The following is a 12,383-nucleotide window of genomic DNA, read 5'->3' as shown; positions in this document are numbered from 1 at the left end:
AAAGTTATTAATTTAATTGGAGAAAATTATACTCTTTTACTAATATTGTGCAGAATATTAAAAATTATCCATTTATACAATGTTGTTTTTGGAATATTATAACGTTCTATAATTTCTCATGATTTTGTATAATTATCTTCTATTACAAATCAACGAAAAATGCTGATTTTCCTCTTAAAACAAATCCCTCATTACCCCCTCTTATTTATATTTTTCTCATTATCAATAATATGAGCTTATTATTTATCAAAATAATGTTATAGATGTTAATCGTTAATTTCTTTAATTATAAAATTTAAACAATTGAAATAGAGTAAATAATAATTATAGAAACAAAAAAAAACGCAACTAATTAAGTTGCGTTTTTAGAATTATCTTTTATAAGATTATTTTGGATTTGTTACTTCAGAAACTGGTTCGCCAATATTTCCGTTTGGCTCTTCTATATGTAGCAAAGCGGCAACTGTAGGTGCGATATCTGTCATATAAACACGGTTATTATTTTTACCATGTTTTATACCCCAACCCATCAAAACAAATGGAATGTGAGCATCGTAAGCCCCCCAAGTTCCGTGTGTTGTTCCTCCAGCATTTTGTTTTCCGCCGTACCATTGTGGTTCTAAAATATAAGTAATAGCACCGCTACGTTTACGATTGTAACCGTTAACCATTCGTTCTTTGATAATCGCAGGAATAGAAGCTTCTCCAATTTTATCCATATCAGCTACGAAAGAAACACCATCAACTTTTTGCATAAACTTTACGATTTCTTCTTTGATATCTTCTTCGTCTAATTTATTTTGTTCGATCGTTTGATAATTCAAATGAACCTGATAATTTGTCAATGAGCGTACAATATCAGTAGATTTGAATTTCTCTTGTAATTTAGCATTTAATGCTTTTTTTACTTCTCCAGTTGGAAAGTATCCTGCATTACCTTTTTTATCTTGGAAATATTTAGGATTATGAGCTCCACCATGATCTGCAGTCAAGAAAACTAAATATTGTCCTTTTCCAACTTTTTGGTCTAAGTGATTAAATAATTGTTCCAAGTCTTTATCTAAACGCAAATAAGTATCTTCGGCTTCGATTGTATTTGGAGAAAATTGATGTCCAACATAATCAGTAGAAGAGAAACTAACCGCTAAAAAATCTGTAATTCCTTTCTCATTTTGACCTAATTTTTCGTTATCAATAATTTCAATCGCAATATCTTTTGTCAACGAATTTCCGAAAGGAGTAGAGCGAATCAAACCTAAACCATTGTCTTTTTTCAACGCTTTCAAATCATAAGGAAATTGCATTTTATCTAATCCTTTATAATTTTCGCGATATGGATTTCCATCTTTTTCACTTTGTACATAAGTATCAATCGGATAAAGTGTGTTCCATTTGTCTAAATATTTTTCAGCAACTTTTTTATCATTGAATTTTTGTAACCATTTTGGCAACTCATTCATATAAAATGTACTCGAAACCCAGTTTCCAGATTCTCCATCAAACCAAAAAGCAGCATCAGCAAAATGACCTGCAGGTAATATTCCTCCACGATCTTTTAACGAAACTCCATATACTTTTGAACGGAAATTTGTTGCTAATTTTAATTGATCAGTAACTGTAGATGTCAACAAGTTTTTTGGAGACATTTTTCCTGCTTTTGATGAAGTTCCAACCCCATTTACAGCATCATCTTGCGTACAATACATTTCTTGTCCTGTAGCTTGAATGATAAAATCGTTCCCAGCAATTCCGTGAATAGCAGGTACAGAACCCGTATAAATAGTACTATGACCAATAGCTGTATAAGTAGGTATATAAGGAATATAGGTGTTTTCGTTGCTAAAACCTTCGTTTAACATACGATTGAAACCTCCTGTAGAATATCTATCTTGGTAACGATATAAATAATCCCATCTCATTTGATCGACAACGATACCAACTACTAATTTTGGACGGCTAACCTCTTGTTGCGCGTATAGCGAAAGACCAGCAAATAGTCCTAAAACACTTAAAAAAGTCTTATTAAATTTCATTTTAAAAATTTTACAATAGCAAATGTAACAATTAAATTTTGGGCTAAATTTAAATAATAATTAAAAAATTAGTAAATTAAACAAAATCATAAAAAAATAGAGTATGAGTGCAAAGCCTGTAGAAATAGTAGAAATTTTTGATGTTTCAATTGAGAAACTGTGGAATGCCTTGACGACAAAAGCTGCTTTTGATAAATGGTATTTTGATATTGAGAAGTTTGTTCCAAAAGTTGGATTTGAGTTTGAATTTTATGGCGGATCATATTTACATCATTGTAAAATAGTAGAAGTAGAGCCGACTAAATTATTAGCTTATACATGGAAATATCCAGTCTACGAAGGAAATTCTGTTGTTACATTTATTTTGGATGAATTAACAGATGAAATTGTTCCGCAAACAAAATTAACGCTAATTCATGAAGGAATTGAAACTTTTCCGCCTGATGATAAGAATTTCTCGCGCGAAAGTTTTGAAGCTGGTTGGACAGAAATTATCCGAATTAGTTTGAAAAATTATTTGGAAGGAAATTATGAAGAAGATTCGAAAGTCGAATAAATAAAAAAAGGAACTTCGTCAAGTTCCTTTTAATTTTTTTTTACAGCTTATTATTTTTTGAATAATACTGTGATTCCTTCTTGATTTGGTAAAATCGGACGAGGATCTTCTGCTGTTACTATTCCAGCTTTTTCTTTTCTTAAATTCGCAACCCAAAATGGAATCCAAGAAATAGCCATCGTTGCAAAAAAGATGATACCCCAGAATCCGCATAAAGCGATTGTTAAGAATAATAAGAAACCTAAAAATTGAATCATGATTTTATTTTTATGTGATACAAACTTAGTAAATAAAATTTATAGAAATACTAACATTAATCACTTTTCTTTCATCAAACGATTTCTTAAATTTGTGAGATAAGTAAACAATATATAAATAATAAAAAATACCAAAATGGAATACAGAATTGAGAAAGACACCATGGGGGAAGTAAAAGTTCCTGCAGATAAATACTGGGGTGCTCAAACAGAACGTTCTCGTAACAACTTTAAAATTGGTCCTGCGGCTTCTATGCCTCACGAAATTGTAGAAGGTTTCGCTTATCTTAAGAAAGCTGCTGCTTATGCAAATGCTGAATTAGGTGTTTTACCAGTTGAAAAACGTGATGCTATTGCTGCTGTATGTGACGAAATTTTAGCAGGAAAATTAGATGATCAATTTCCTTTAGTAATTTGGCAAACAGGTTCAGGAACTCAATCTAATATGAATGTGAATGAAGTTGTTGCTAATCGTGCGCAAGTTTTAGCTGGATTCAAAATTGGAGAAGGTGAACCAGTTCTTAAAGCGAATGACGACGTTAACAAATCTCAATCTTCTAATGATACTTTCCCAACAGGTATGCACATTGCTGCTTACAAAGCTGTTGTTGAAGTAACAATTCCAGGTGTTGAGCAATTACGTGACACATTAGCTAAGAAAGCAGAAGAGTTTAAATCTGTTGTAAAAATTGGTCGTACACACTTAATGGATGCAACTCCATTAACTTTAGGTCAAGAGATTTCTGGATATGTAGCGCAATTAAACCACGGTTTAAAAGCTTTAAGAAATACATTAGAGCATTTATCTGAAGTTGCTTTAGGTGGAACTGCTGTAGGTACAGGTCTTAACACGCCAGAAGGATACGATGTTTTAGTTGCTAAATACATTGCTGAATTTACAGGTCATCCATTTGTAACAGCAGAAAATAAGTTCGAAGCATTAGCTGCTCACGATGCAATCGTAGAAACTCACGGAGCTTTGAAACAATTAGCTGTTTCATTAAACAAAATTGCAAATGACGTTCGTATGTTAGCTTCTGGACCTCGTTCAGGTATTGGAGAAATTATCATTCCAGAAAACGAACCAGGATCTTCTATCATGCCAGGTAAAGTAAATCCAACTCAATGTGAGGCATTAACAATGGTTGCAGCTCAAGTTATGGGTAACGATGTTGCAATTACAATTGGAGGAACTCAAGGTCATTACGAATTGAATGTTTTCAAACCAGTTATGGCTGCAAACTTCTTGCAATCTGCACGTTTATTAGGAGATGCTTGTGTATCTTTTGACGAGCATTGTGCGCAAGGTATCGAGCCAAATTATGCTCGTATTAAAGAATTAGTTGATAATTCATTAATGTTAGTTACAGCGCTTAATACAAAAATTGGTTACTACAAAGCTGCAGAAATTGCTCAAACAGCTCATAAAAATAACTCTACGTTAAAAGAAACTGCAATCGCATTAGGATATGTAACTGCCGAAGAATTTGACGAATGGGTAAAACCTGAAGATATGGTTGGTTCTTTGAAATAAGAAATTTTAAATCATTATATCACAGAGAGGTTGCTTAGGTAACCTCTTTTTTTGTTAAATTTATTTAAATTTGAGAAAAAGTTCCTTTCTTAAGAGGAAAAATTGTAACTTTAGTAAAAGTTTAGAATTATGGCAACTGTTAAACTAAAAAAATACGAACAAATCATAAATGAAATCCCTGAAGTAAGAGATTTTACGAGTGTTTATTTTTACGTAAATCGTTATAATATTGATCAAAAATACATTCAATATCTTGATGAATTATCAACGCTAAAAGACGAAATAATCTCAAGTTGGTTAAATATCACAACGCGTACCTACAGAAATTACAAAACAAAAGATGTATCTCTTAAAGACAATACAAAAGAGCATATTGTTTTATTGATTTCTTTATACAAGCACGGTTTGGAGGTTTTCAATACAAAAGATGATTTTGAGAAATGGTTAACAACGCCTAATGTTTTGTTAGATAAAAAATCGCCAGCAGATTTTCTTGATACAGTTTCAGGTCTCAAATTTATCGATAATCGTTTAACTGCGATAGAGTACGGAGAAAACGTGTAATAATGTTAGTTTTCAATATTCGTAAAGCGAGATATTCAAAATCATTACAAGCTTCTGGAGTTGCCAACAGATGGAATAAAAATGATGAATTTGTTATTTACACAGGAAGTTCTCGTGCGCTCTCAACCTTAGAATTGGTCGTGCACCGAAGTTCTATTAGCATTGATAATTCGTACAAATTATTAGTGATAGAAATTGATTGTGAAGAAGATGAGATTTATGAAATAAAGAAGTCTAAATTACCTAAAAATTGGCAATCTGTAGAGGCTTATCCCGAGTTACAAGAAATTGGTTCTGCTTGGTATCAAGATTTTAAATATTTGGTTATCAAAGTTCCATCGTCAATTATTCCAAAAGAGTATAATTATTTAATCAATACAAAACATCCTGGTTTTGCTTCAAAGGTTAAAATCAAAGAATTAGAAGATTATAATTGGGATGATCGTTTGTTATAAAAAAAAAAATCGACTAAATATTTAGCCGATTTTTTTTATGAATATTTTAGAGATTATTAAATCTTTTTATACTTTAACAATAAACTATTTGTTACAACACTTACACTACTCAAAGCCATTGCAGCACCAGCAATCATAGGATCTAACAAAAATCCGTTAATTGGATAAAGCACTCCAGCAGCGATTGGAATTCCTATTACATTGTAAATAAATGCCCAAAATAAATTTTGATGAATTGTTTTGACCGTTTGCGTAGATAAATTAATTGCATGATCGATTTTTGTCAAATCTCCGCCAATCAACGTAACTTCTGCCACATCAATCGCAATATCAGAACCATTACCCATTGCAATCGAAACATCTGCCTGAGCCAACGCTGCACTATCATTAATTCCATCACCAACCATTGCAACAACTTTTCCTTTTTGTTGCAAATCTTTGATAATATTCATTTTATCATTTGGTAAAGCATTTGCGACCACTTGATCAATTCCGACTTGTTTTGCAATTGCATTTGCCGAAAACTCGTTGTCACCAGTTACCATCCAAACTTCAATTCCTTTTTCATGAAAAGCTTTAATAGCTTCAACAGAAGTTGCTTTTATTTCATCAGAAATTCCAATTAATCCCAAAACTTTTTCATCATTTCCAAAGAAAGAAGTGGTATAATTTTTAGTCGAAAAATCTTGAATAGCTTGTTCAACCTTTTCATCAATCTGAATATTTAATTCATTTATCCAACTTGTTTTTCCAACATAATAAACTTTATCTAAAATATTAGCTTTCAAACCTTTTCCAGATACATCTTCAATTTTTAGTTCAGGTAAAATATCTTGCTCTCCAATATGTTCTGTAATCGCTTTTGCTAAAGGATGTTGCGAATTATTTTCGATTGTATAAAGTACATTTTTAGCAGAATCATCAAACCAAATCAATTCTTGTACTTTCGGTTTTCCTTCGGTAATTGTTCCTGTTTTATCTAAAATAATTGTATCAATTTTCTTCGCTAATTCTAAACTTTCGGCATTTTTGATCAAAATTCCTTGCTCAGCACCTTTTCCCATTCCAACCATAATCGCGGTAGGCGTTGCCAATCCAAGTGCACAAGGACAAGCAATAACAAGCACAGTAATCATCGATAAAAGTGCCATTGTAAAAGCATTTTCTTGACCTAAAATTAACCAAGTAATAAACGTTAAAATTGCAATAATAATCACAATCGGAACAAAAACACCTGCAATTTTGTCTACCAATTGTTGAACTGGCGCTTTACTTCCTTGTGCATTTTTTACTGATTGAATAATTTGAGACAAAAGTGTATCATTCCCTACTTTCAAGGCTTTATATTGAATAGGAGAGTTTTGATTTAAAGTTCCTGAAAAAACATTCGCATCAATTCCTTTTTCTACCGGAATTGGCTCTCCTGTCAATGAACTTTCATCGATAAAAGATTCTCCCGAAACAATAATTCCATCAACCGCAATTTTATCTCCAGGTTTTGCAACAATCAAATCGCCAATTTGTACATCTTCAATCTTCACTTCAACCTGATTTCCATCTTTCACAACCAACACAGTATTAGGTTGTAAACCGATTAATTTCTTGATCGCTTCGGAAGTATTTCCTTTCGCACGTTCTTCCATCAATTTACCAATCAAGATAAAAACGATGATTAAACCAGCAGCCTCGAAATAAGGATGCGCGTGTAAACCTTTGCTGTGCCAATATTCTGGAAATAATGTATTGAAAACGCTAAAAAGATAGGCTACACTAGTACTCAAAGCAACCAAAGTATCCATATTAGCCGATTTATTTTTCAATTGTTTCCAAGCACCGACGAAAAATTGTTGTCCAAAAATAAAAAGAATTGGCGTAGAAAGTGCCCACATAATGTAATTTCCGTAAGGCATATCCATAAAAAACATTCCGATAATAAATAAAGGAACTCCAAATATTAGCGCCCAAATCACTTTATTTTTCAGCGTTTTATATTTTTCTTCGTGAAGTTGTTCTATTTCTTCATCTTGATTTTTAGACTCATCAATCACCAAATCATAGCCAACTTCTACTAAAGCATTTTTCAAATTTTCTGGAGAAACAAGAGTAGGAATGTACTCGATTTTTCCCATTCCATTTCCGTAATTCACCTCCGCATTTACAACGCCCAACTGACGATTAAGATTCGCTTGAGAACTACTCGCACACGAAGCACACGTCATATTGAGAACGGGATACGATTTTTCGACAGAATCTATTTTGAAGTTATTTTGCTTTAAAATTTCATAGATTTTAGGTGAGACTTTCCATAATTTTTTTGTCGAAACATTAATCGTTTTAGCATCTAAATTCACAGTATATTCATCAAGATTTTCTATTTCAGAAAGTAATTTATTGATGAGTTCAACATTTTTTTCTGAATTCAAATTGGTAATCGGTATAGTAAGTGTTTGTGCATTCATAAGAGTAATTTTATAGGACAAATTTCCAAAGATTTTGGCAAGAAAATATTATATAATTAGAGGTTAAAGTTACACTTTTTACCAATTACTTTAAAATGATATTAAAACGTTTTACGCCATCATTTTGTTGATAATACAAATAACCATAATCTTAGGAGGTTCGAGTTTTTATTTGATGAATCGAACTTTAACTGTAAGTGCAAATGAATTGATGATAAAAGACGTTTCTGAAGATTATTTGGATTATTTAATTTTGGATAATTAGAACATATGGATATTCCAAAAAGGATATCTAAACTCTATAAAAAATATCTGTCTAGGAGATTCTTTAATTTTCTTATTTAACATAATAAAGATTATTAACATTAATATTTCATAGAAATAATAATGTTATAATATATATTATGTTAAATTGAATAAACTTATACCACTAACTTATATTTAATGTTGCGTTTAAATATTTTTCATTAAATTTATAATTAACAAATTGAACCAATCCTATGTTGATGGTTCAAATGGTTCAAACTTAACGTTTACGAAACAAAAATAAAATCTATAAAAAAAACCTCCAAATTATTGGAGGTTTTTAGCTATATAAATAATTGTGATTACATTTTTGGCATTCCTGGGAATCCACCTGCAGGCATATTTTTATACATTGTTTCCATCATCTTTTTACCATTTGAAGAATTCATAAATTTCATCATTTTTCCCATTTCAGAGAATTGTTTCAATAATTGATTCACTTCTTGTAAAGATGTTCCAGAACCAGCTGCAATTCTTTTCTTACGAGAATTATCGATAATATTTGGATTTTGACGCTCTTTTTTTGTCATTGAGTGAATAATCGCTTCAACACCTTTAAAAGCATTGTCGTCAATATCTACATCTTTTAATGCTTTTCCAGCACCAGGAATCATTCCGACCAAATCTTTCATATTACCCATACGTTTGATTTGCTGAATTTGTTTTAAGAAATCATCAAAATCGAAGCTATTTTTTGCAATTTTCTTTTGCAAACGTTTTGCTTCTTCTTCGTCAAATTGCTCTTGAGCACGCTCTACTAACGAAACAACGTCACCCATTCCCAAAATACGATCCGCCATACGTTCTGGATAGAAAACATCTAAAGCTTCCATTTTCTCACCAGTAGAAATAAATTTGATTGGCTTATCAACAACAGTTCTAATCGTTAAAGCAGCTCCACCACGTGTATCACCGTCTAATTTTGTTAAAACAACTCCATTATAATTTAACACTTCATTGAAGGCTTTTGCAGTATTCACCGCATCTTGTCCTGTCATAGAGTCTACAACAAATAAAGTTTCGGTTGGATTAACTGTTTGGTGAACGCGACGAATTTCATCCATCATTTGCTCATCAATCGCTAAACGACCAGCTGTATCGACAATAATTACATTATTTCCGTTTTGTTTTGCTTGTGCAATTGCTGATTGAGCAATTTCTACAGGATTTTTGTTTTCTAAATCAGCATAAACATCAACACCAATTTGTTCTCCTAAAACTTGTAACTGATTGATGGCTGCAGGACGATAAACATCACCAGCAACTAATAATACTTTTTTGTTTTTCTTAGTTTTTAGGAAATTAGCTAATTTACCAGAAAAAGTTGTTTTACCAGAACCTTGTAAACCAGCAATCAATATAATTGTCGGATTATCGTCTACTTTCAGTTCAGTAACCTCACCTCCCATTAATTTTGCTAATTCATCATGAACAATTTTTACCATTAATTGTCCAGGATTAAGCGATGTAATTACGTTTTCACCTAAAGCTTTTTCTTTTACTGTATTTGTAAAATCTTTTGCAACTTTATAACTAACGTCGGCATCAACAAGCGCTCTACGCACCTCTTTTACGGTTTCTGCAACGTTAATTTCTGTAATTTGTCCTTTTCCTTTTAAGGTATGTAATGCTTTATCTAATTTATCCTGAAGATTTTGAAACATTTTGAGTCAATTTTAGGACACAAATATAAAAAATTTATACCGAATAATATAAAATCACACAACAAGGGTTTTAATTAGGTTATAATGATTAACTTGCGTGCTCAAATTTTGGTTGAATGAAAAAAGGTTTAATACTATTTTTATTCTTTGTTACTGGAATAGTTTTCAGTCAAACAAAGAATAATCAAACTTATTATTTTTTTTCCATCGCTTATGGACAAGATAATGAGGTTTATGTAACAGATGTTTATGAAGCAAGCATCGATAACAAAGATATCTATGGCAAACTGGCAGATAGATATACAAAGTTTCAGAATTATTTATTAAAAAATGGAACGATTAGTTCTTTAAAAGAAATTCAAACGGGTTACGAAAAGAATTATCAGAAAAAAGAACAAGCGGAAGCTGAACAAAAATATTTTCTATCTACATTAGAAAAACAACAATTTACAGCGAAAATGATTAATTATTCGCTATAAAACAAAAAAAATCCACTCATTTGAAGTGGATTTTTTATTTCTATTTTGAACTAATTTATTGATCATTCAATAACCTTGCAGCTTCTTTTGCAAAGTAAGTTGAAATTAGGTCTGCTCCTGCTCTTTTGAAACAAGTTAAAGACTCTAAAATAACTTTATCATTATCTAACCAGCCTTTTTCTACAGCAGCTTTTATCATCGCATATTCACCTGAAACCTGATAAACAGAAACCGGAACTTGTAAATTATCTTTCACTAATTTCACAATATCTAAATAAGCCATACCTGGTTTTACCATCAAAATATCTGCACCTTCTTCTACATCAGCAATTGCTTCGCGCAACGCTTCTTGCGAATTATGGTAATCCATTTGATAGGTTTTTTTATCTTTCGGAATTTCTTGAGAATCAACTGGCGCAGAATCTAAGGCTGTACGGAAAGGTCCATAAAAAGATGATGCATATTTCGCAGCATACGTCATGATTCCTACATTATGAAAACCGTTTTCCTCCAACGCAGCACGCATCGCTCCTATTCGACCATCCATCATATCAGAAGGCGCAACAAAATCTGCACCAGCTTCTGCATGAGACAACGTCATTTTTACCAAAGCGTCAACAGTTTCATCATTAATAACTTCTCCATTTTTGATGATTCCGTCGTGACCATAAATTGAATATGGATCTAAGGCAACATCAGGCATTACAATCATTTCTGGAACTGCATCTTTAATTGCTTTGATTGTATTTTGCATCAATCCGTTTGGATTCCAAGCCTCTTTACCTGTATTATCTTTTAAGTTATCACTAACTTTACAATATGTGTTAACTGATTTTATACCTAAATCCCAAATTTCTTTTACTTCTTTTACAGTATTGTCAAGAGATTGGCGGTAAATACCTGGCATTGCAGCAATTTCTTCTTTCACACCTTCTCCTTCAGCCATAAAAATTGGTAAAATAAAATCGTTTGGTGACAAATGATTTTCGCGAATCATACTACGAATTGATTCATTTTTGCGTAGTCGTCTATGTCTGTTATATAAAAACATTTGATTAAAATTTTAGACAAATTTACTCGATTTCATTTGAATAAGGCTAATGAATAATATCAATTATATTTATTAATTTTAAAAGAAAATCAATCATTTGAATAATCAGTTAAAATATTTGTCATTCATCATATTATTTGGATTAATTTCTTGTGGGATCACAAGAAGAATTTATAAATTCAGTTAAAACAATCAAATTCAAAAAATAAATTTAAACTTGCGCAAACGTAGCTAAACAAATATCTTTGCAGCATGCGAATAGATATTATCACTGTTTTACCCGAATTATTAGTTAGTCCATTTTCTGCCTCGATTATGAAACGTGCACAAGACAAAGGTTTAGCTGAAATTCATGTTCACGATTTGAGAGATTTTGGAAAAGGACGTTATCGTCATGTAGATGATTATCCGTATGGAGGAACTTCTGGAATGGTGATTATGTGTGAGCCTTTGGACAAAATGATTTCGAAATTGAAAGATGAACGTACTTATGATGAAATTATTTATTTGACGCCAGATGGTGAAACGTTGAATCAAACAATTGCGAATGATTTGTCATTGAAAGGAAATCTTATGATGATTTGTGGACATTATAAGGGAATCGATCAACGTATTCGAGATATGTATGTTACAAGAGAAATTTCGATTGGCGATTATGTGCTTTCTGGTGGAGAATTTGGCGCAATTATTTTGGCTGATTCTATTATTCGTTTATTACCTGGCGTAATTGGTGATGAGACTTCTGCCCTTTCAGATTCGTTTCAAGATGATTTGTTAGCGCCACCAATTTATACGCGTCCAGCCGAATATAAAGGTCTTAAAGTTCCTGATGTTTTACTTTCGGGTAACTTTCCTAAAATTGAAGAATGGTTGCATGAAAAAGCAGTTGAACGTACAAAAGAACGTCGCCCAGATTTGTTAGAAAAAAGATCAAAATAAACTAAAAAAAGCTTCCGAATTGGAAGCTTTTTTTCATAAATAATTTATTGTATCTTAATTCAATATATTATTTATGAAATACATCT

General features: G+C 31.8%; 11 protein-coding genes. 6 read left to right on the top strand and 5 right to left on the bottom strand.

Annotated features, from left to right (window positions below; all coding sequences use genetic code 11):
* Nucleotides 1-386: 386 nt before the first annotated feature.
* Nucleotides 387-2,033: an alkaline phosphatase PafA gene (gene pafA, locus N5D46_RS14080; protein WP_280050371.1), complete on the bottom strand. Its 1,647-nt coding sequence runs from the start codon at nucleotides 2,031-2,033 to the stop codon at nucleotides 387-389.
* A gap of 103 nt (nucleotides 2,034-2,136) precedes the next feature.
* On the opposite strand from pafA, the gene N5D46_RS14075 reads away from it, so the two are divergent.
* Nucleotides 2,137-2,589: an SRPBCC domain-containing protein gene (locus N5D46_RS14075; protein WP_280050370.1), complete on the top strand. Its 453-nt coding sequence runs from the start codon at nucleotides 2,137-2,139 to the stop codon at nucleotides 2,587-2,589.
* A 50-nt stretch (nucleotides 2,590-2,639) separates the two neighbouring features.
* On the opposite strand, the gene N5D46_RS14070 is transcribed toward N5D46_RS14075, so the two are convergent.
* On the bottom strand, nucleotides 2,640-2,846 hold the full coding sequence (locus tag N5D46_RS14070) for a hypothetical protein (RefSeq protein WP_038334195.1): 207 nt from the start codon (nucleotides 2,844-2,846) through the stop codon (nucleotides 2,640-2,642).
* A gap of 136 nt (nucleotides 2,847-2,982) precedes the next feature.
* Between N5D46_RS14070 and fumC the strand changes: the two genes are divergently transcribed.
* The 3 genes from fumC (at nucleotide 2,983) to N5D46_RS14055 (ending at nucleotide 5,399) form a co-directional block, all read left to right on the top strand.
* Nucleotides 2,983-4,380, top strand: coding sequence for a class II fumarate hydratase (gene fumC / locus N5D46_RS14065; protein WP_180904387.1), 1,398 nt, complete (start codon nucleotides 2,983-2,985; stop codon nucleotides 4,378-4,380).
* A 129-nt stretch (nucleotides 4,381-4,509) separates the two neighbouring features.
* A complete protein-coding gene (locus N5D46_RS14060; RefSeq protein ID WP_038334185.1) occupies nucleotides 4,510-4,944 on the top strand; it encodes an MbcA/ParS/Xre antitoxin family protein in 435 nt (144 codons plus the stop codon).
* A gap of 2 nt (nucleotides 4,945-4,946) precedes the next feature.
* The gene (locus N5D46_RS14055) at nucleotides 4,947-5,399 is read left to right on the top strand and encodes an RES family NAD+ phosphorylase (RefSeq protein WP_280050369.1); all 453 of its coding nucleotides are present in this window, start codon (nucleotides 4,947-4,949) and stop codon (nucleotides 5,397-5,399) included.
* 56 nt (nucleotides 5,400-5,455) lie between these two features.
* Here N5D46_RS14055 and N5D46_RS14050 read toward each other — a convergent pair whose 3' ends face one another.
* Nucleotides 5,456-7,858 carry a heavy metal translocating P-type ATPase gene (locus N5D46_RS14050; protein WP_280050368.1) on the bottom strand — a complete coding sequence of 801 codons (2,403 nt, stop codon included), beginning with the start codon at nucleotides 7,856-7,858 and terminating at the stop codon, nucleotides 5,456-5,458.
* Between the two features lie 608 nt (nucleotides 7,859-8,466).
* Nucleotides 8,467-9,828 (bottom strand): signal recognition particle protein, encoded by a 1,362-nt coding sequence (gene ffh, locus N5D46_RS14045; RefSeq protein WP_280035688.1) that lies wholly within the window; start codon nucleotides 9,826-9,828, stop codon nucleotides 8,467-8,469.
* A 116-nt stretch (nucleotides 9,829-9,944) separates the two neighbouring features.
* On the opposite strand from ffh, the gene N5D46_RS14040 reads away from it, so the two are divergent.
* The gene (locus N5D46_RS14040; protein ID WP_280050367.1) at nucleotides 9,945-10,307 is read left to right on the top strand and encodes a hypothetical protein; all 363 of its coding nucleotides are present in this window, start codon (nucleotides 9,945-9,947) and stop codon (nucleotides 10,305-10,307) included.
* Nucleotides 10,308-10,362: 55 nt separating this feature from the next.
* Here N5D46_RS14040 and hemB read toward each other — a convergent pair whose 3' ends face one another.
* Nucleotides 10,363-11,358 carry a porphobilinogen synthase gene (gene hemB / locus N5D46_RS14035; RefSeq protein ID WP_280050366.1) on the bottom strand — a complete coding sequence of 332 codons (996 nt, stop codon included), beginning with the start codon at nucleotides 11,356-11,358 and terminating at the stop codon, nucleotides 10,363-10,365.
* Between the two features lie 252 nt (nucleotides 11,359-11,610).
* On the opposite strand from hemB, the gene trmD reads away from it, so the two are divergent.
* The gene (gene trmD, locus N5D46_RS14030) at nucleotides 11,611-12,297 is read left to right on the top strand and encodes a tRNA (guanosine(37)-N1)-methyltransferase TrmD (RefSeq protein WP_125349373.1); all 687 of its coding nucleotides are present in this window, start codon (nucleotides 11,611-11,613) and stop codon (nucleotides 12,295-12,297) included.
* The last annotated feature ends 86 nt before the right edge of the window (nucleotides 12,298-12,383 follow it).

This window comes from Empedobacter sp. GD03865 (assembly GCF_029840775.1).
Lineage (GTDB): Bacteria > Bacteroidota > Bacteroidia > Flavobacteriales > Weeksellaceae > Empedobacter > Empedobacter falsenii_B.
The sequence above is the reverse complement of the archived record's forward strand: the minus strand, read 5'-3'. Positions and strand labels throughout refer to the sequence as shown.

Coding starts and splice junctions, on each gene's coding strand:
- pafA (WP_280050371.1), bottom strand. CDS start 2,033: ATGAAATTTAATAAGACTTTTTTAAGTGTTTTAGGACTATTTGCTGGT.
- N5D46_RS14075 (WP_280050370.1), top strand. CDS start 2,137: ATGAGTGCAAAGCCTGTAGAAATAGTAGAAATTTTTGATGTTTCAATT.
- N5D46_RS14070 (WP_038334195.1), bottom strand. CDS start 2,846: ATGATTCAATTTTTAGGTTTCTTATTATTCTTAACAATCGCTTTATGC.
- fumC (WP_180904387.1), top strand. CDS start 2,983: ATGGAATACAGAATTGAGAAAGACACCATGGGGGAAGTAAAAGTTCCT.
- N5D46_RS14060 (WP_038334185.1), top strand. CDS start 4,510: ATGGCAACTGTTAAACTAAAAAAATACGAACAAATCATAAATGAAATC.
- N5D46_RS14055 (WP_280050369.1), top strand. CDS start 4,947: ATGTTAGTTTTCAATATTCGTAAAGCGAGATATTCAAAATCATTACAA.
- N5D46_RS14050 (WP_280050368.1), bottom strand. CDS start 7,858: ATGAATGCACAAACACTTACTATACCGATTACCAATTTGAATTCAGAA.
- ffh (WP_280035688.1), bottom strand. CDS start 9,828: ATGTTTCAAAATCTTCAGGATAAATTAGATAAAGCATTACATACCTTA.
- N5D46_RS14040 (WP_280050367.1), top strand. CDS start 9,945: ATGAAAAAAGGTTTAATACTATTTTTATTCTTTGTTACTGGAATAGTT.
- hemB (WP_280050366.1), bottom strand. CDS start 11,358: ATGTTTTTATATAACAGACATAGACGACTACGCAAAAATGAATCAATT.
- trmD (WP_125349373.1), top strand. CDS start 11,611: ATGCGAATAGATATTATCACTGTTTTACCCGAATTATTAGTTAGTCCA.